Below are 19,002 nucleotides of genomic sequence, written 5' to 3' on the forward strand. Positions count from 1 at the left end.
AGGTGCTATAGGGTTGCAACAATCTGGTGGCATAAGAGAAGAAGAGGGAACACTATGGAGCATAACGACCACGTAATTACGGTGGTTATTGCCGATGACCAAGAATTGGTACGCGCAGGATTCTCCCTCGTGATAGGTTCCCAAAGCGATATGCAAGTAGTCGGTCAGGCAGCCGACGGCAAACAAGCATTAGATATCGCAAAACGGCTACACCCCGACGTAGTGCTGATGGATGTACGTATGCCTGTAATGGACGGCATTGAAGCGACCAGACAAATAACTGCTATTGGACCTACCTACTCAAATGACGAGATACATCCTGATAATGGCATCACCAGAGTGGTGATTCTTACCACTTTTGATCTCGATGAGTATGTAATGGCCGCAATTAATGCTGGGGCATCAGGATTTTTACTCAAAGATACCGAACCAGAAACCTTATTAGCCTCCATAAGAACCGTAAAGCAGGGAAACGCAATTATCGCGCCTTCTGCAACAAAAAGACTCATTGAAAACATGCTTCAAGAGGAAGCACAAGTCAATGCCCAATCCCAAAAGTTAAGCAACACTCCACACTCAGCGGCAGACATCACACCAACTCAGCCTGAACATCACTATGTCGATCCTGAAGTTGAAGAACTGACCCAACGCGAGCGGGAAGTACTCATCGAAATAGCACACGGATTAAGCAACCAAGAAATCGCTAATATGCTATTTATCAGCCTGCCAACTGTAAAAACGCATGTTGCCCATATTCTGCAAAAAATTAATGCTAGAGACCGTGTGCAGGCAGTGGTATTCGCTTACGAAAATCACTTAGTGTAATTCAATATGCTGTGAAACTGTGGGTGATGGCACGTTAAGCAGCTACAACATGTAGCTTGGCGTGCCATCACCCACAGTTTCACAGCATTGCACCTGTATTATGCCTCAGCTAAGGCTTCAACTGGAGCGGTACTTACCGCACGTTTTGCAGGTAAGACGCTAGCAAGCAACGCTGCGACAACAGCGACTCCTATGATGGTCAAATCCATTGCCCAACTGAGCGGATATGCCACCGTACCAAATTGTGAGAACACTAGATACGATCCAACCCAGCCGAACACCGTGCCAAGAATTAAGCCGACAATAACGCTACATCCTGAAATCAGTAATGCCTCGATAGCTAGAGAAGATCGTAGCTGCCCTCGAGTCATGCCAATAGCCCGTAAGGTTGCTGACTCTCTTAATCGTTCTATCACCGAAAGACTCAGAGTATTGGCTACTCCAATCAGGGCAATAACTACTGCTACAGCAAGCAAAGCTACAAGAATCATCAGCAGCACATTAACAATCTGTTCCCACTGAGATCTGACTGCAATGGAGCCACCTACACTCACCCCGTCAACATCGCTGAGAGCATCTTGAATATTCGAGACCAAAGTTCCGGCTTGCTGATTCCCATTTGAACTTACCCAAATCTGGTTTTCGCTATCACTGAGGCCGGCTTTAGCAAACGTTCCTGGCGCTACCAACGCATAATAATCATTGTTGCTTTCGATACCACGATAATTCCCTGCAGTCACGGTAAAGTCTCGAGATACTACATCTGTAGTGTTCTGTGTGCTGGAGCCACCCGATTCATCACCATTATCGTTTGTATCACCTAGGGTCAGACGCACGCTACTGCCTGGCGCGAGACCATTCTTACTAGTTGCAAGAGATTGAGGCACGAGAAGATCACCATCGTGTGTTGAAGCAGTACTCACTCTCATGAGCTGAGACATTTCATTCTGGCTAACCTCATACAGACTCATCATGGTTTGCTGGTCGCCCTGCTTCATCGATGAGTTCATCGTGGGGACCAACCCAGCTGCTTGTACTCCTCGAACTTTCTTAACTTTGTTGAGATCAGCTGTATCTAAATGAGATCCTGTAATCTGAATGTCAACACTGTAACGGGCATCCAGAGCGTCACTCATCGTTTGTTTCGCACTAGCTGCACCCGTTCCCAGGCAAGATACCAAGGTGACCCCAATCAGCAGTGCTGCACCAGTAGAGGCCACACGTCTTGGGTTTTTTTGAATGTTGGCTGATGCAACCGTCGCTGCAGGGCCAGTATGCGAAACAATAGCTCCGACACCTTTCAACTGCCATGGCATCCAGCGACTAGAGCTCAGCAATACACCGACGAAAACCACCATCACTCCGCATATAGCTACACCTAGCAACTGTAAGGATTGATCTGATGACAGTGCACTAGTTTGCCCCGTCAAGGATTCTCGTACACGAAGAATCGACATAACTATCGCCAGTGATCCAAGAACAAGCATTAGCAAGCTCAACACCAACGAGAACCATCCATGATGTTTCTTCGCTGAACCTTCTATTGGCTGTAAGGCCTCTAGCGGTGTTACACCGGTAGCAGCACGCGCTGACCCCATAGACGCCAGCATAGTAATAATCACACCGAACAGTATCGGCACCACAAATACTGGCCAGGTAATAATCAAAGCGAATTGGGCTCCAGCGAGATTAATACCACTCAATCCGAGCAGTAGTATCAGCAACAGCGCACACCCCACTCCGATAACGGAGCAAACGATACCGAGCAGCGCAGCTTCTACAACAACCGAACCATACAGCTGCGATTTTCTAGCACCAATCGTGCGTAATAGTGCCAAAGTCCTGCGTCGCTGAGCAATCATTACTTGGAAAGTGTTAGCGATTACAATCGCGGCTACAAACATTGCCAAAACCCCGAAAGCCAAAATAAAGGTTGTGGTGATATTGACCTGTCCTCCTCCGAGGCTGTCCATCATCTTGTTTTCAATACTTGCGCGATCGTTAATCTCTAGACCTTTTGGCAATTCTTGCTTAATTTTACGAACAGTGAGTTCCTGTTGTTGTTCCGAAGCAGGTGCCAACTCTACATAAATGGTTGATATAGGAAGATCCTCAAAACTGGCGGAGACACCCAATCCGGTCATTCGTGCAAAGTCTTGCTCAGCAACGATTGCTGCACCACCGTAGTAGGCATAAGCACCCGCTGAATCGGTGGTTGTTCCTACGACTTTCATCGACAGTGAATCTTGCTGCCCTGTAGCGCTGCGATCCGCTGAAACAGTGCTGTCCACCGTATCGCCAATATGCAATGAGAGAAGGGTGGCCATCGAATCTGGAATAGCAATTTCACCTGACTTAGCTGGCCACAATCCTGAAGACAGCTTCACAGGCATAACACCACTGGAATTCGCCATTCCTATAACAGCTGTGGAGGAATGCTCATGGCGTGAGCCGCCAGAAACTTCTATAACGCCAGCTGTATCCGGTCTCGCACCAGCCACGCCATTGATTGAGCGGATTTGTTTGAGGTGCATATTGGCAACAGTCTTAGGCTCCCCTTGACTACTGTCGTCTGATGCAGACACTGCATATTGTGCATCACCGAATCCAGCAGAAACCTGTTGCCTTAACGAATGATCTAGAGCATTACCAAAAAGGAATGTGCTTGCAACAAACATGGTTCCGATAATGATAGCGATGCCAGCAGGGATCAACATCCTCATACTGCGTTTCATAAGTTTAAACGTTATTGTCCACATAATCGTGAATTCCTTATCTCAGACTTTCTTTTACTCAGTTGATGTGAGAACTCAACGACGCAGAAGGACATTGCCATAATCTTCTGCATGTTCTGAGACACGTGCTTGTGAGGAAGTGACCTTGCTACGTTCTTCGAGCAACAAAGCATTCATCTGATCTGCCGAAGGATCTTGCACGTCGGCAACAATCCTTCCATCCGCAAACACAATTGCACGATCCGCATACGAAGCAGCAACTGCATCGTGGGTAACCATGATTATGGTCTGCCCAAATTCACGTACCGAACGCTTAAGAAATTCAAGAACCTCAGCACTTGATACTGAATCAAGATTTCCGGTAGGCTCATCAGCAAATACGATTGCCGGTTTGGTAATCAACGCCCTTGCAATAGCAACACGTTGTTGCTGCCCGCCAGAAAGTTCATGAGGTCGGTGATGCAATCTACCTTCCAACCCCAACGTATTGATTAATGTGCGCATCCACTGTTTATCAGCCTTACGACCAGCGAGAGTTAAGGGCATAACAATATTTTGTTCAGCAGTAAACATCGGCAGCAGATTAAAACTTTGAAAAATGAAACCAACATTATTTCTTCTCATCAATGTCAGCTGCTTGTCATTCATACTGGTGATGTCAGAACCAGAAAACACAATATTGCCACTGGTTGCAGTATCTAATCCAGCTAAGGTGTGCATCAATGTAGATTTTCCTGAGCCTGAAGGTCCCATGATGGTAGTGAATTTGCCCTGCTCAAAACTAACATTCACTCCACGTAATGCATGTACTACATTGTCGCCCTCACCGTAATCCTTAACTAAATCCACGGCTTGAATAGCTACACCCTGACGATTGGCAACATATGCATGTACTCCGCTAAGTGCTGCGATAGAGCTGTCTGCATCATCTACAACAGTAGCTTTGCTGCTGTCAGTGATGGTGCTAACACTACTAATGCCCTCTTTCGGCAGTGAATTATTTTGGCTCATGGTTCCCTCTCTTGTGTGCAGCCGACCGGATTCAACCGATGTACTGAACTCCAAGGTATGCTCCAAAAGCTTTTCGCAACATCATGCGCGAGGGTGACTTAATGTGCTGACACAGCTACGGAATCATCCGCAAGAATGAGACCGCCTATCTTGTCGTGTGTCCTGTGTGTGACATCGAACACCTTTACGTAATCTAGCTCTGCATATGCTGTACCAGAACATAGTCATCAATTACCGTTAATGAGCGAGTAATAAACTTGCCAACGGCGCGCTTGAAAGGATATCGCATGGCAAACATCGTTCTCGGCAGAGGCAATGCTGCATCACTTTTCGCTTCGGAAAATCCCACCGGAGAACATGCAGAAGCTTTGCTGGACTTCGTTGACCCTCATGCGCAAATCGTATCGCCATTCGATCTTGCTGTGACTCGTGGTGACGGCATATTTGAAGCAACCACAGTATGGAAGGGTTATCCTATCTCATTGGAGAATCATCTACGCAGACTCTCCTATTCGGCGCGTTTGATGGATATGCCTTTGCCAAATATTTCCGCTTTCACCGAGGCTATTTATGCGCTTATTGAACAGTACGACGGCGATGAACCAGGACCTTTACTGCGTATTCTCATCTCTCGCGGGATGGATGACGCAACAGGCGTTGGTAAAAATAGCGATGGTTTACCCAGCGTTTGGATGTTCATCGATTCGCTAGGAAACTTACATGAAACTGACAAGATTTCAATGATTTCCCTAACTCGTGGATATTCTTCTGATATCACCGCAAAAGCACCCTGGTTACTCAACGGTGCAAAAACTCTGAGCTATGCCGTCAATCAGGCAGTTCACCGTGAATGCGATAGACAATCAGCAGATGACGCAATACTCACCACGGAAGATGGGTATGTGCTGGAATGCCCAAACTCCTCAATTGTGGCCCGCTACGGGGATCGATACATCACGCCAGACCCATCGATAGGCATTCTGCATGGCACCAGTCAGCGAGAGCTGTTTGCTTATGCGCAGCAGGAAGGCGGCAGCTTTGAATATAAGAAGCTGCCCTTCGAGCAACTCAAAGAAGCCGATAGTTTGTATATGACTCACGGAGGCTGGGTAATTCCAGTCGGTGAGCTCAATGGCAACAGCTATAGTGTTGACCCCCAGCAAGTTGATGCCATTAATGAGGCAATTCACAGCGGACGAACACACGATGAGGCACTCTCAATTGCCCCTGAGCAGTAACAACAACAGTGCAGCGGCGCCCTACCGGATCATTTCCCGGTGGGGCGCCGCTGCACTGTGCTAATTGATAATTACTAATTCGCTGCACTGCACTAATCAATTACACTGCACTAATTAATTACATAGGGCTAATTCTGTACCGCACCCGTTTAACCAATACGGCACTGAATCAGCGCATTACGCTATTACTCAGCCAGTCCTGATTCCTTCACTGCAGCAAATCCTTTCTTGAGATCATCGAGAATATCCTCGATGTTCTCCGTACCAATAGACAGACGAATAGTTCCTTGGTGAATACCCTGATCCTCAAGCTCTTCCAGACTTTCTTGTGAATGAGTTGTCGACGCTGGATGAATTACCAAAGACTTCACATCAGCCACATTCGCTAACAATGAGAACAGCTGGAGATTGTTAATGAATACTCGAGCTGCATCCTTACCACCCTTGATATCAAAGGTGAAGATTGAGCCAGCACCATTCGGGAAGTAACGTTCATACAGTTCATGATCGCGACGGCCAGGAACAGCAGGATGGCTGACTTTTTCAACCTCTGGAACGCTCTGCAGATATTCCACAACTTTGAGAGCATTCTCAACATGACGTTCAACCCTAAGGCTCAGTGTTTCAGTACCTTGCAGTAATAGAAAAGCTGCAAATGGTGAAAGTGTGGCACCTGTATCACGCAATAGAATTGCACGTATCCGCGTCACAAAAGCAGCAGGCCCCAGAGCTTCAAAGAAATTGAGACCGTGATAGCTGGGGTCAGGCTCGGTGAGTGTCGGGAATTTACCAGGAACCGCGGCCCAATCAAAGTTTCCACCTTCAACTACTACACCACCCAATGTGCTGCCATGGCCGCCTATGAACTTAGTCGCAGATTCAACAACAACATCTGCACCATGTTCCAATGGGCGGAAAAGATATGGGGTTGCAAAGGTATTATCAACCACCACAGGAAGATTGTGACGATGAGCAATTTCCGTTATAGCTTCGAAATCGACCAAATCAGCATTAGGGTTGCCGAAAGTCTCAAAAAATACCAACTTCGTGTTGTCTTGGATGGCATCTTCAAAATTTTGCGGTTCTTCAGGATCAATGAAAGTCGTGGTGATACCGTCACGTGGAAGGGTATGACGCAACAGGTTATAAGTGCCACCATAAATATTCTTGGCGGACACAACGTGATCCCCTGTCTGAGTGATATTGCGCACGGCATACTCTACAGCTGCGGCGCCAGAAGCGACAGCCAGACCAGCAGTTCCACCTTCAAGAGCTGCAATTCGGTTTTCAAACACACCCTGAGTTGAATTCGTCAGGCGACCGTAAATATTGCCTGGATCTTGTAGTCCAAAGCGAGCTTCGGCGTGATCGAAGTCATGGAACACATAGCTGGTGGTGGCATAAATCGGTACGGCTCGTGCATCTGTAGCTGGATCTGCCTCCTCCTGTCCCACATGCAGCTGTTGGGTCTCAAAACGATAGTGGTTCTCGGTCACGATTACTCCTTATTCGGTTGGCGCTTCATCAATCTTGTATCTGTTGATAACGAATAGTATGCGGTACATCTGTTGCTCTGTGTTTAGGAAACTCGTTGTTTAGGAAACTCTTGTGTTTAGAAAGTAGTTCAATCTCACTCCTCTTGACAAGTCGAGCGCGCTTTCCCGTTATCGCAACTTTTTATAGCTCTTTGCAAGCACTTGATTTACCAACACTTTCGATATTCGTACTGAAGCGTAAGCATGAACCTCAACACGCCAACACCTTCAGGAGCAAGCTATTAAACTCCTTGACACGGTCGGTAACATGGGCAGCGGAGTGTATAAGGTACAGTCGTTGCCTGATGCACTCGCAAGCTATGCCAAGATAAGGGGCTTCCATGACCAGTGACGTGACACTATACAATCGCGATCCGAAATACATTCCCAGAGTGGCCGCAGTGCACGATATGTGTGGCTACGGCAAATGTTCATTGACAGCCGCCATTCCAATCCTGTCAGCTGCAGGTTGCGATGTCTGCCCAGTGCCAACAGCATTATTCAGCGCTCATACCATGTATAAGGATTACACCTTCCACGACACCACAGATATGCTCAGCGATTATCTGGATGCGTGGCGTAAAGAAGAGGTCGAGCTAGACGGAGTCTACAGCGGCTTTCTAGGGAGTGCTCAACAAGTTGACATCATCAAACGTCTATATAAGGAATACCCCACCGCATTGCGTCTTGTTGATCCCGTGATGGGCGATGCAGGAAAGATGTATCCGACTTACACTCAGGAATTATGCGATGCCATGGGCAAACTCGCAGATGGAGCTGATGTCCTCATGCCGAACCTTACAGAGGCAAGCATCTTGACTTCACGCGAGTACCCTGGTCAGAATCTTGACGATAGCCAAGTCGACGATTGGCTAGGCGCACTGTTGGAGCTTGGCGCAAAGAACGTTGTTCTCAAAGGTATCGATCGTCACGATGGCAATATCCGCAACTATGTCGCTTCTGCTTCAACAGGTGTAGTTGGGAAAGTGGAACTTACTCACGATAAACACCCCTACATGATTCACGGAACTGGCGATGCATTTGCATCAGCACTGTGCGGTGCAGTATTAGCCGGAAAAGGACTGGCTGAATCTGCTCAGATTGCTGGTGAGTTCGTTCGCTCGGCAATGAGCAGCACTCGCAACCAGCCGCATTTCGAACAACGTGGTGTGAGTTTTGAACTCAATCTTGCGGAACTCACAGCATTAGTTAACTGAGAACAGAGGCTGAAACAGTTGATGTGACAGTTAGCACCTTGAGATCACATGCTTAAATATCACGCTGGAATGTCGCCATATTGCTCACCATACTGGTGCTGAATCGCCCATCCACAACAGCCTTACTAGTGCTGCACATTCGACCACATCGGAGTGCAGCACTTCTTTTTAAATGAGCTGGTGTGGTGGACTGTGCGCATGAACACAAAGACCTTATCAACACCGTTAGTCCACACTCCGCCACTCGATACGCGGTCACTCGCCAACCTTGAATCCATCCGTAAGTCGCTACTCAGACCAGACACCGATTCACGTTCATTGGGCAACCTTGGCGAAGAATTCGTTACATGCTGGCTTCAAGCGCGGGGCTGGAACATTATTGACCGTAATTGGCGCAGCCGATACGGCGAACTTGATGTTGTTGCCTTCGACCTTGACGGCACTCTGGTATTCATAGAAGTGAAAACTCGTAGAAGTACTACATATGGTGCTCCGCAAGATGCTGTTACGCCAAAGAAACAAGCGCATCTGCGTTCGACTGCATCTCAGTGGTTATTAGCTCCTGAACACCGCTGTCGTCGTACTGGTATTCGCTTCGATGTGGTTGCTCTGCTCCTCATTGAGGGTAGCTTAACGATACGTCACATTGCTAAGGCTTTCTAATGGGTATCGGCACGGCACAATCAATCGGTATTGTTGGTCTACGAAGCTTTATTGTGCAAATGCAGGCCTTCATATCACCAGGATTACCGCATTTTTCAATCATAGGGCTGCCTGATGCTTCTATTAATGAGGCCCGCGAGCGCGTCAAATCCGCATGCGCAGCGTCTGGATTCCCATGGCCACAAACTAGAGTTACTGTCAATCTCTCACCAGCTTCATTACCGAAGCGAGGTGCCTCACACGACTTAGCTATAGCTGTTAGCGTGCTTGCGGCTGGTGGAATGATCTCAGCACAACACTGCACTGGCATGATCGCTCTTGGAGAGCTGAATCTAGACGGTAGCGTGCTACCAATTCACGGTATTTTACCTATGTTGATGCACGGCGTCGAATGCGGCATTACCAAAGCATATATTCCTGTGGACAACATCAGTGAAGCCGAATTAATACCGAGTATTGACATTGTTGGTATCCAGCATCTCAGCGAACTCATCGTAATGCTTGGTGGCACATGCACACTACGAGAATCAAGTGCTCCTGCTCTGACTGCTCCTCCTCAACGTGCTGTTAGCACAATTTCTCAGATTGCTTCAGGGGCTCAGAGCTTGGATATGTGCCAAGTTTCAGGTCAAGAAACTGCAAAATGGGCCTTAACAGTTGCAGCAGCGGGAGGACATCATCTGATTATGACTGGGCCACCAGGGTCAGGGAAAACTATGCTTGCTGAACGCTTACCCACTATTCTTCCACCGTTAGATGAAGCAGAACAGCTTGAAGTTGCCTCGGTACGCTCCTTATGCGGCACACTTTCTCAATATGGAGTCAGCGACATTCCACCTTTTGAAGCTCCTCACCACACTGCATCAAATGCATCACTCGTTGGTGGCGGCGGAGGGTTAGCCCAACCCGGAGCGATTACTAGAGCACATCATGGTGTGTTGTTTATGGATGAGGCTCCGGAATTTTCTCCTAGAGTATTGCAGTCACTTCGAGAACCTTTAGAAACGGGGATGATAGCACTGGCACGATCTCAAGGAACCACCATTTATCCTGCTCGATTTCAGTTAATTATGGCTGCGAATCCCTGTCCATGCGGATTTTCTTACGGAACTGCAGAGCGGTGCACATGTTCCTCACGTGAGCGACGTAGATATTGGAACCGCTTATCAGGACCTATTCTCGATCGCATCGATATACAAACTGAAGTACTCGATGTCCCATGCCTTCCCAGTAACGACCAAACCGGAACAGATAACAGTCGCAATCTCCGCGGCAAAGTACTAGCTGCAAGAGAGATGGCACGTTGTCGCTATGACGAACACGGGTGGGGTTGCAATGCTGAAGCCGCGGGAAGTTGGCTTCGTGAGCATAGCTCTGCTGCTGTGTTGGAACATCTCAATCAGGCTTTGCGCACATCATTGCTGAGCATGCGCGGAGCTGACAGAGCATTAAGGCTGTCATGGACGCTGGCTGACTTAGCTGGACATGACAGCCCAACAGTCGATGACATCAATCTAGGTATTCATCTACGTACCAAATTGGCTTAGTCAACAGTATGAGAGGACACAACCATGATTAATCAGCTTGATGAATATACCTTGATTCGAGCTCTCCTCAGCTACTGTGCCGATGGTCCAGACCCAATTATGCAAGATCTCGTTGCAGCAAGCGAGCAAGGTCTGCTCCAAGGACCGCAGGAGCTTTGGCATTGCATCTTACAAGAAAGTCAATCCAAAGAACCTGGATCAGGAAGCAGCTCTCGATATCTTGAATGCAAACTCAAATCATATGTCGAGAACGCCACCGTTAAACAACACACAACGCTCCTACAAACGTTGCACAAACGATTGAAACGGTGGTCACAGAGATTGGCACTTATACCAAACACCAGTGCACAAGAACTGTACGCATGGCTGAGTGTCGAAGGGAAATTCTGGATCATCACGCCTCGTCACACATGTTGGCCTGCGCAACTCAACGATTTACAACAGCACGGAGAATCACAAACACCGTTGTGTTTATGGGGTCAAGGTCCCTCATCAACCCTCACTACATGTCAACGCCCTGTGGCTATTGTCGGATCGCGAGAATTAGATGTATACGGACGTCAAGTAACTCAAGCTATTTCGCAGGAAGTTAGCAGACAAGGGCATGTGGTGATATCTGGCGGGGCGATAGGTGCTGATGCCTGTGCTCATCGAGCTGCAATATCGCAGCAATCCTTACTAAGTCGAAAAGATATACAGAGCGCTGAAGAGATTGCCGGATTAACCGTTGCCGTTTTCGCAGGAGGACTCAATCACATCGGACCAATTCGTAACATTGAACTATTTGAAGCGATGGTCAATCATGGAGGCGTTCTCATCAGCGAATTGAGCCCAGATACGATTCCAGAAGCGCATCGCTTTCTCATACGGAATCGAATTATTGCAGCTCTTGCAGGCACACTCGTGGTAACCCAAGCGAGAATACGTTCAGGAGCCCTCAATACCGCGCTTTGGGCTAATACTCTATGTCGTGAAGTTTATGCCGTACCTGGAATGATTACCGCACCTCACAATGCTGGTTGTAATGCATTAATTCGCGACCACCAAGCAGAGGTATTAACCAGTCCAGATGAAATCCCCAAGTCAATTATTCATCAGCATCCGTCGGCATATAACAGATCTATCCCATAAGCGGTGCTGTCAAACGACTACTAATTCAAGCTTGCCACTGACACCGATCGAGATCAACCCGCCAACCCTCAGCACCTGCACTAGTAGGTTTACTCGGAGGTGTGAAATACACATGCTCCATTTCCAGCAGTTCTCTCTGTCTCTCAGGGCCTCCAAAGGCGAAACCAGGTGCCAAAGAGCCATCACGAAATACGACCCTGTGGCAAGGAATTACCCCAGGCTCAGGATTTGCATGTAAAGCGTAACCCACGATTCTCGCATTGCGAGGGTTACCTGCAAGCGCAGCAATCTGACCGTATGTTGCTACACGACCAGCCGGAATACGGCGTACCACCTCATATACACGTTGCGAAAATGTAAGCTCAGTCATAACCATCATCTTCTTAGCACTACTCGACACTTCTACGAAGTGAACACCGTGCGCCGGTCAACAGACTTTCTGCCCATTGTGCAAGAATCAATATTATGGATTCCAGTCAGCTCGAAAATTATTATGACGCCATTATTGTCGGTTCGGGTGCTGCAGGATTATCTGCAACCTTATCTTTGCTTCGTACATGGAAAGAGTCAGCTGAAAGCAACTCACCAGCTCCAAAAGTTCTGGTCATATCAAAACTTCAAGCTCTGCGCGCTCACACCGGTTCAGCTGAGGGGGGCATTGCAGCGAGCTTAGGCAATGTCGCTGAAGACCACTGGCGTTGGCACTATTTCGACACCATAAAAGGCGGCGACTGGTTGGTGGATCAGGATGCCGCGCGTCTGTTAGCTGAGCAAGCGCCTGCCACTGTCATTCAGCTGGAACACGATGGCGTCGCATTTTCACGCACCTCTGACGGTCATATTGCTCAACGCCGTTTTGGTGGACATACAGCTAATTTTGGCGGTGCTCCAATCAAACGAGCAGCATATGCGGCTGATCGTATCGGTCACCAGATTTTGCACAGTCTGTGGCAGCAATGTGTGGCTCTAGGAGTGCAATTCGCCGAAGATTGGTATGTCAGTGATCTCTCTCTGAGCATGTCACACGGGGAGCAGCGGGTCAATGGTGTGATCGCTTTTGATATGCAGTCCGGCACATTGCATGCGCTCAATGCCACTCATGTAGTGATGGCAACCGGTGGTGCAGGTAGGTTGTTTACCACTACGTCGAACTCATGGGATTTGACCGGTGATGGTTTGTCGCTGGCATTAAACGCCGGACTGCAAATTGAGGACGCCGAATTCATCCAATTCCACCCCACTGGTCTCGCACATACCGGCATATTGCTCTCAGAAGCAGCTCGCGCTGAAGGCGGAGTTCTCCGTAACGTTGATGGTGAACGCTTCATGTTGCGTTATGCCCCTGAACACAATGATCTTGCGGCACGCGATGTTATTAGCCGAGCTATCAGAGCAGAAGTTCTCGCAGGACGAGGTGTAGCTGACCCAAGGCAATCTGATGGTCCGAAAGACTGCGTCTGGCTTGATTTACGTTCCATCAACCCAGCTCACATGGAAGCAACTCTCCCCCAAGTTTGTGAGACTATCAGAGATGTTGCAGGACTAGATCCCGCAAGCGATCTGATCCCAGTCAAACCGACTGCTCACTACACTATGGGTGGCATTCCAATAGACACTGATGGCAGAGTTTATACCTGGTCAGCAGATAAACGTGTGGTCGTTGAAGGTCTCTTCGCCGCTGGGGAATGCTCCTGCGTAGGAGTGCATGGAGCAAACCGCCTTGGTGGCAACTCTTTACTCGATGCTTGTCTTTTTGGCACACGCGCAGGCACAGCAATAGCCCACGAGTTACTACAGCATCTTGATGCAAGAACCCCGCAGATACCTGAGAGCGAGTTCTCTTTGCGACAGCAAACTGTAGAATCTTTGCTACACCCTGCCGACATTGAGACATCCGAAACACTATCTACAGACTCATCAACCAGGCTCACCAAACCTATCAACGACAACTCTGATAATGCTTACCGCCTGATTGCTGATCTGGGAGCATTAATGGAAAAACACGTAGCCGTACTCTGTGATGCGAGCAACATTACACAAGCTCAGACAAGCCTTGAGAAAGATTTCACTCCCCGAGTTGAATCGTTACGGGCACATAGTCAAACTCCTGCATACAATCAGGAACTCACTGCAATCTTCGAAGCACAACATTTACTCACCTTGGCCAAGGCCGTACTCAGCGCCATGTCTGCAAGGATGGAGTCTCGCGGATCGCTCAAACGATTAGACTACCCCGACAGAGATGATGAACACTTTCTTGCACATTCGATGACCAATGCCGAGGGTAAACTATGTTGGCAGGCTGTGCATATCATCGATGTACCAACAGCACGACGAGATTATTGACGGCGAGTGCAACAACACCAAATAGCACTAATAACGTGACAAAATAGCACGGTAATAGTCGTCAACACATTAATCGTCAACATGTCATGAACATGTATACAGATGGTAGCTCTTCACAACATATTGGAGGCAAGAGGATAGGCATGGTAGATATTCGTGCACGACAGCAATCCGACCTCTTGATGGACGTCGTCTTGAGGGTGTCAAGATTCACTCCGAAAGAGGAAAAGGCTCGACGACACCGCAATCCCTTTGCTGAGGAATCTGCCACCAATCCTTCACCGTTTGGTCAGCGAAAACGACAGCGCGGCAAACGATGGGTGCAGGAATACACGCTTCATGTTGATCCGCAAACAACCATTCTTGACTGCTTGCTGGAAGTTAAACGCGACATAGATCCCACTCTCTCCTTCAGATACTCATGCGGTCACGGTATGTGCGGATCTGATGCAGTGAGTATCAATGGAACACCAACTCTGCTGTGCACCGCACCAGTAGAGCAATGGGCCAAGAACGATCCTATAACGTCAACCACAACAGGTAAATTCCGACGTACAGGCACGGTCCAGAGTGATGACCGCAGCGTAGACGCCCCATCACAAGCATGGTCTAACAATCAGGTTGTGGAGATTGCACCTCTACCTGGATTCTCCGTACAACGCGACCTCATCAGTGACATTGATCCAATGCTCGAACAGATCAAACGATTACGGCCATATCTGCAAGCTAAAGGTGAGCTGAAAACTACGGCATCCGGCGCGGTAAACGTATTCGAATATCTGCAAAGCCCTGAAGAACTACAACAATACGAACTGCTCAGCAACTGCATTGCCTGCGGTGTTTGTGAAGGTAGCTGCCCTGTTTATGCAGGCGGCGAGGCTTTCATTGGTCCTGCTGCACTAGTCATTAACTCACGCTTTATTAACGATTCTCGCGACAAAGCAAGCAAAAGCCGCCTTGAAGATATCGCCGAAGCTGATGGTATTGCGGCCTGTCAGTCAGTGCGCGCTTGCTCCCGTCACTGTCCAAAAGGTATTGATGTTGGAGAAGAGATGTGGAAGCTGGTCGAGCGAAGTGGATCATCGTCAAACTAGTCATTTTGCAACGCAGAGTACACACCGAAACGTAAGCCACGACAAGACAGAGCCGGATAACACCACTACAGTATGGGATTATGAATAAAACCTCTTATACGAATCTCTCCAAGGCGTGGGAGTTCACTGAGTCGTATGCTCTTGATGAGCAGCGAGCGTATCTACAGGAAGTCCGGAGCAAAGTCGAAGCACAAGGGCATGAGCAGGGATCGGCAGCGCAAGCGAGATTCTTAAGAATGCTTGTTGGTCTTACCAATGCTCGCTCAGTAATCCTTGTAGGGACAGCTGCAGCAGTAGAAACCATTGAAATCATTGATGCGATGCATGGAAGTGGCCAGCTCACTGTAGTAGATTCCAGCTCTGACGGCGCTGCTGTTATTCGTTCGATTTTCAACGACCTGGATAATGTGAGCGATACACGTATGCGGGTAGTCAATGCTACGGCTGGGGTGTTTCTCCCTAGACTAAATGCGGAGGATTACGATCTGATCGTTGTCACAGGTGACGCATCAAATTACACGGCAACATTTCAGCAGTCATCGCGATTATTAAAGCAGGGTGGGGCTACGATATTTACCGATATGATGGGCTTCGCAGCACCAGATTCATCTGGTGGATTACTCAATCCTGTGGATCGCGAACCCAAAACGCTCGAATTACGAAGCCTGCTAAATCTGGTTGAGAACGATGAACATACTGAGAGCGCTCTGATACCGGTAGGTACAGGAATGTTGCTTACCACTCATCAGTAAAATCAGCTTATACACCACAATGAGTGAGCGCGAAGATGTCAACGAGGACAACATTGCACTCACTCGCACCATTCTGTGATGACCAAGTTAAAGACTTAAAACTAAAGACCAAAGACTTACATCACCAGGCTGCCTTACACCACTGGGTTTCTGCCGGCACTGGGCTTCTGCCACCACAGCATCGCACGCCCTGAGCAGAATGGTATTAATGCTCACCAATGCCGCTAGTAGCAACACTGACCGCCTCATCCGCATCATCCGTGACTAATACTCGTTCAGGATCTAAAGCCGAAATCATACCGCTTTCCATAACCGTGGTGTTCAGCCAGTCAAACAATCCTTGCCAGTACTTCTTGTCATACAGCACCACAGGAATACTCGAAACCTTACTGGTTTGTACGAGGGTCAACAGCTCGAACATTTCATCTAAAGTGCCGAAACCTCCAGGACAGATAATCACGCCTGATGAATATTTCACGAACATCGTTTTGCGAACGAAGAAGTATCGGAAACTCATGCCAAGATTCACCCAGTTATTAACTCCTTGTTCAAAAGGAAGTTCAATCCCCAAGCCAACGGATTTTCCACCTGCGAGTGCAGCTCCCCTATTTGCTGCCTCCATCACGCCTGGACCGCCACCAGTAATCACGGCAATACCCTGCTCGGCCACTTTCTTGCCCATATGACGTGCAGCCTTATATACCGGATCTGTTCGCGGGGTACGCGCAGAACCAAAGATTGACACAGCAGGTCCAAGTTCGGCAAGAGCCCCAAAACCATCAACAAATTCTGATTGGATACGCATTACTCGCCAGGGGTCCATATGGAGCCAGTCAGTACTGCTGACTGGAGCTAATAGATTACCTGTAGTGTTGTCCTTCGGGATCATATGCCCACGCATAATCACCGGACCACGATGATATGTATCCCCCAAGGGCGATTCGACTTCTTGCGGCTGAGTTTCACCCGCAGTTTGGTTAGCAGGAGTCTGTTCCTGTTGATGTTTCAACTGATTGTTTAATTCGTCACTACTCATCTGAGCCCCGTTGCTCTTCTTACTATTACTGTGCTTCTTATTCCCAGCGTTATTCTTGGCATGTTTGCCGTGCTTATCTGAAGCTGTGTTCTTTGTTGAGGTGGTCTTCTTGTCAGACTTATTCGACATTCGCGCTCCCTTAATATTGTCATCATAAGGGTATCAATGATTAGCGTTATTATGCCTGCTGCGATGCTGTTGCTCTCCCTACAATTACAGACAATTCAGATACCGTTCATCAAATAGGGCGCAATGCGTACTCTGTACCCAATGTCAGTTGTGTAGGGATGGAAGTATATACCAGCATTGTAGGCTGTCACAAAAGCTTGCAATTACGCCATTCTCACCATGACCATAGGGGCTGTATACGCAAGAATCCCTACACAAACGACATTCATTACCAATTCAGTATCATCCTAACTCTTTGACAGCGTTGGCAATCCCTGAACATACCTGTTCAAGCATCGCTTTAGGGCATGCGAGATTAACACGTTCAAATCCTTTCCCTGAATCACCGAATAACGATCCTTCATCGAAAAAGACCCGAGCCTTGTTGCGCATGAAATCACGCAGCTCATCGCTATCCATTCCCAACCCGCGACAATCCAGCCAAGCCAAATAAGTGCCTTCAGGTTCGATAAGCGAAATACCCTGCTGAGAAGCTGCAAAACTTCTGAGCACTTCAAGATTCCCCGCTAAATATTTGCGTAATTCTTGTAGCCACTGTTCACCATGTTCATATGCAGCTTGACAAGCAACTAAACCAAAATGGTTTACGGAAAGACCTGCCACATTATCGGCTGCTATATCGAAGCGTTGCTTGAGCTCAGGATTAGAAATCACAGCATTAGAGGTGATTAATCCTGCTAGGTTAAAGGTTTTGCTTGGTGCTGTAAATTCCATGCAGTGTGCTGCCACTTCTTCACCTAAGGTGGAGAGCATCGTTACTTGATGACCGTCGTATGCAAAATCCGCGTGAATCTCGTCTGCCAGTATGGTAACGCCATGTTTGATACAAATCTGCGCTACGCGGCCCAGCTCTTCAACGCTCCACACCCTACCAACGGGATTATGAGGGTTGCATAGCACCATAGCAGTGCAACGCGGATTTGAAGCCTTAAGATCCAAATCCTCGAAATCCATTTCGTAATGCCCTTGCGCATTCAATACCAGTTCATTGTCTAATATCGTCAAGCCATTACGCACAGCAGCATTGGTGAACGGGTAATAAACAGGTCTCTGAATAATAACCGCATCACCTGGATGCGTTACCGCGCGCAAACCAGTAAAAACGCCCGTCATAACACCATCAGTTACCGACACCCAGTCGCGCTTAATATCCCACTGATGGTGTTTGGACATCCAAGTTTGCAGTGCTTCGTAATAGGCATCAGTACAATGTTCATAACCAAAGATGCCTGTATCTGCTGCACGATGGAGAGCTTCAATAATTTCTGGCGCAGTTTTAAATTCCATATCAGCAACAGAGAGAGCTACGACATCCTCACTATCAGGTCCCATAACCTCACGAACTTCGGACCATTTTTCTGATGCCCAACTGTTGTGGTCGATGATGGTATCGAAATCGTACATACTGTGCCTCTTCAATTCACTCATTCTACGCTTAAACCCTGTTCATGCTACAGGCGTTGTTGGAACTATCAGTTACGAGATACCAGAGAATTTCTGTAAGTAATCCGTGACACACCGGTTTGCAAATCACCTCCGAGCGAGCTATTGTATTCGAGTTGCCTAAAAGCCTCGGCTTCAAGACGACATGCGCCAGTAGCCCAATGGATTAGAGCAGCTGACTACGGATCAGCAGGTTGCAGGTTCGAATCCTGTCTGGCGCACATATAAAATCCCTACAGT

15 protein-coding genes, 1 tRNA gene and 1 pseudogene are annotated in these 19,002 nt (G+C 48.0%); 11 read left to right on the forward strand and 6 right to left on the reverse strand.

What is annotated here, in order from left to right; genetic code table 11:
* Positions 1-54: 54 nt before the first annotated feature.
* Positions 55-520: pseudogene (locus LKI20_RS09870) on the forward strand (response regulator); the annotation flags it as partial.
* Positions 517-825: a response regulator transcription factor gene (locus LKI20_RS09875; RefSeq protein WP_434734948.1), complete on the forward strand. Its 309-nt coding sequence runs from the start codon at positions 517-519 to the stop codon at positions 823-825. The pseudogene LKI20_RS09870 and the gene LKI20_RS09875, both read left to right, overlap by 4 nt.
* Positions 826-923: 98 nt before the next feature.
* Here LKI20_RS09875 and LKI20_RS07000 read toward each other — a convergent pair whose 3' ends face one another.
* Both LKI20_RS07000 and LKI20_RS07005 read right to left on the reverse strand, forming a co-directional pair.
* Entirely contained in the window at positions 924-3,548 is a 2,625-nt protein-coding gene (locus LKI20_RS07000) for an ABC transporter permease (RefSeq protein WP_291772066.1), read from the reverse strand.
* An 87-nt stretch (positions 3,549-3,635) separates the two neighbouring features.
* Positions 3,636-4,571, reverse strand: coding sequence for an ABC transporter ATP-binding protein (locus LKI20_RS07005; RefSeq protein WP_291772069.1), 936 nt, complete (start codon positions 4,569-4,571; stop codon positions 3,636-3,638).
* A gap of 287 nt (positions 4,572-4,858) precedes the next feature.
* Between LKI20_RS07005 and LKI20_RS07010 the strand changes: the two genes are divergently transcribed.
* The gene (locus LKI20_RS07010) at positions 4,859-5,809 is read left to right on the forward strand and encodes an aminodeoxychorismate lyase (RefSeq protein ID WP_291772072.1); all 951 of its coding nucleotides are present in this window, start codon (positions 4,859-4,861) and stop codon (positions 5,807-5,809) included.
* A 185-nt stretch (positions 5,810-5,994) separates the two neighbouring features.
* Here the strand turns inward: LKI20_RS07010 and LKI20_RS07015 are convergent, their stop codons facing one another.
* Positions 5,995-7,305 carry an O-acetylhomoserine aminocarboxypropyltransferase/cysteine synthase family protein gene (locus LKI20_RS07015; protein WP_291772074.1) on the reverse strand — a complete coding sequence of 437 codons (1,311 nt, stop codon included), beginning with the start codon at positions 7,303-7,305 and terminating at the stop codon, positions 5,995-5,997.
* A gap of 380 nt (positions 7,306-7,685) precedes the next feature.
* Between LKI20_RS07015 and LKI20_RS07020 the strand changes: the two genes are divergently transcribed.
* From LKI20_RS07020 to LKI20_RS07035, 4 genes are all read left to right on the forward strand, one after another.
* Positions 7,686-8,561 (forward strand): pyridoxamine kinase, encoded by an 876-nt coding sequence (locus LKI20_RS07020; protein ID WP_291772078.1) that lies wholly within the window; start codon positions 7,686-7,688, stop codon positions 8,559-8,561.
* Positions 8,562-8,759: 198 nt separating this feature from the next.
* Positions 8,760-9,224 (forward strand): YraN family protein, encoded by a 465-nt coding sequence (locus tag LKI20_RS07025; protein ID WP_291772081.1) that lies wholly within the window; start codon positions 8,760-8,762, stop codon positions 9,222-9,224.
* On the forward strand, positions 9,224-10,771 hold the full coding sequence (locus LKI20_RS07030) for a YifB family Mg chelatase-like AAA ATPase (protein ID WP_291772084.1): 1,548 nt from the start codon (positions 9,224-9,226) through the stop codon (positions 10,769-10,771). The genes LKI20_RS07025 and LKI20_RS07030 overlap by 1 nt, the downstream gene beginning before the upstream one ends.
* A gap of 24 nt (positions 10,772-10,795) precedes the next feature.
* A complete protein-coding gene (locus tag LKI20_RS07035; protein ID WP_291772087.1) occupies positions 10,796-11,902 on the forward strand; it encodes a DNA-processing protein DprA in 1,107 nt (368 codons plus the stop codon).
* Between the two features lie 25 nt (positions 11,903-11,927).
* Here the strand turns inward: LKI20_RS07035 and LKI20_RS07040 are convergent, their stop codons facing one another.
* Positions 11,928-12,272, reverse strand: a complete 345-nt coding sequence (locus LKI20_RS07040; protein ID WP_291772090.1) for an MGMT family protein — start codon at positions 12,270-12,272, stop codon at positions 11,928-11,930.
* A 95-nt stretch (positions 12,273-12,367) separates the two neighbouring features.
* On the opposite strand from LKI20_RS07040, the gene LKI20_RS07045 reads away from it, so the two are divergent.
* The 3 genes from LKI20_RS07045 to LKI20_RS07055 all read left to right on the forward strand — a co-directional run bounded on the left by LKI20_RS07045 (position 12,368) and on the right by LKI20_RS07055 (position 16,094).
* Positions 12,368-14,248: an FAD-binding protein gene (locus LKI20_RS07045; RefSeq protein ID WP_291772093.1), complete on the forward strand. Its 1,881-nt coding sequence runs from the start codon at positions 12,368-12,370 to the stop codon at positions 14,246-14,248.
* Between the two features lie 143 nt (positions 14,249-14,391).
* The gene (locus tag LKI20_RS07050) at positions 14,392-15,342 is read left to right on the forward strand and encodes a succinate dehydrogenase/fumarate reductase iron-sulfur subunit (RefSeq protein WP_291772096.1); all 951 of its coding nucleotides are present in this window, start codon (positions 14,392-14,394) and stop codon (positions 15,340-15,342) included.
* Between the two features lie 80 nt (positions 15,343-15,422).
* Positions 15,423-16,094: an O-methyltransferase gene (locus LKI20_RS07055; RefSeq protein ID WP_291772098.1), complete on the forward strand. Its 672-nt coding sequence runs from the start codon at positions 15,423-15,425 to the stop codon at positions 16,092-16,094.
* Between the two features lie 205 nt (positions 16,095-16,299).
* Here the strand turns inward: LKI20_RS07055 and LKI20_RS07060 are convergent, their stop codons facing one another.
* Both LKI20_RS07060 and LKI20_RS07065 read right to left on the reverse strand, forming a co-directional pair.
* Positions 16,300-17,130: a TIGR00730 family Rossman fold protein gene (locus tag LKI20_RS07060; protein WP_434734949.1), complete on the reverse strand. Its 831-nt coding sequence runs from the start codon at positions 17,128-17,130 to the stop codon at positions 16,300-16,302.
* Between the two features lie 411 nt (positions 17,131-17,541).
* Entirely contained in the window at positions 17,542-18,723 is a 1,182-nt protein-coding gene (locus LKI20_RS07065; protein ID WP_291772100.1) for a MalY/PatB family protein, read from the reverse strand.
* 186 nt (positions 18,724-18,909) lie between these two features.
* Here LKI20_RS07065 and LKI20_RS07070 point away from each other — a divergent pair.
* Positions 18,910-18,983 (forward strand) — tRNA-Arg (locus tag LKI20_RS07070).
* The last annotated feature ends 19 nt before the right edge of the window (positions 18,984-19,002 follow it).

This window comes from Bifidobacterium sp., from assembly GCF_022647885.1.
Taxonomy (GTDB): domain Bacteria; phylum Actinomycetota; class Actinomycetes; order Actinomycetales; family Bifidobacteriaceae; genus Bombiscardovia.

What these genes read in the sequence shown, in the direction of transcription:
- LKI20_RS09875 (WP_434734948.1), top strand. Translation starts at nt 517, where the DNA reads ATGCTTCAAGAGGAAGCACAAGTCAATGCCCAATCCCAAAAGTTAAGC.
- LKI20_RS07000 (WP_291772066.1), bottom strand. Translation starts at nt 3,548, where the DNA reads ATGAGGATGTTGATCCCTGCTGGCATCGCTATCATTATCGGAACCATG.
- LKI20_RS07005 (WP_291772069.1), bottom strand. Translation starts at nt 4,571, where the DNA reads ATGAGCCAAAATAATTCACTGCCGAAAGAGGGCATTAGTAGTGTTAGC.
- LKI20_RS07010 (WP_291772072.1), top strand. Translation starts at nt 4,859, where the DNA reads ATGGCAAACATCGTTCTCGGCAGAGGCAATGCTGCATCACTTTTCGCT.
- LKI20_RS07020 (WP_291772078.1), top strand. Translation starts at nt 7,686, where the DNA reads ATGACCAGTGACGTGACACTATACAATCGCGATCCGAAATACATTCCC.
- LKI20_RS07025 (WP_291772081.1), top strand. Translation starts at nt 8,760, where the DNA reads ATGAACACAAAGACCTTATCAACACCGTTAGTCCACACTCCGCCACTC.
- LKI20_RS07030 (WP_291772084.1), top strand. Translation starts at nt 9,224, where the DNA reads ATGGGTATCGGCACGGCACAATCAATCGGTATTGTTGGTCTACGAAGC.
- LKI20_RS07035 (WP_291772087.1), top strand. Translation starts at nt 10,796, where the DNA reads ATGATTAATCAGCTTGATGAATATACCTTGATTCGAGCTCTCCTCAGC.
- LKI20_RS07040 (WP_291772090.1), bottom strand. Translation starts at nt 12,272, where the DNA reads ATGACTGAGCTTACATTTTCGCAACGTGTATATGAGGTGGTACGCCGT.
- LKI20_RS07045 (WP_291772093.1), top strand. Translation starts at nt 12,368, where the DNA reads ATGGATTCCAGTCAGCTCGAAAATTATTATGACGCCATTATTGTCGGT.
- LKI20_RS07050 (WP_291772096.1), top strand. Translation starts at nt 14,392, where the DNA reads ATGGTAGATATTCGTGCACGACAGCAATCCGACCTCTTGATGGACGTC.
- LKI20_RS07055 (WP_291772098.1), top strand. Translation starts at nt 15,423, where the DNA reads ATGAATAAAACCTCTTATACGAATCTCTCCAAGGCGTGGGAGTTCACT.
- LKI20_RS07060 (WP_434734949.1), bottom strand. Translation starts at nt 17,130, where the DNA reads ATGAGTAGTGACGAATTAAACAATCAGTTGAAACATCAACAGGAACAG.
- LKI20_RS07065 (WP_291772100.1), bottom strand. Translation starts at nt 18,723, where the DNA reads ATGTACGATTTCGATACCATCATCGACCACAACAGTTGGGCATCAGAA.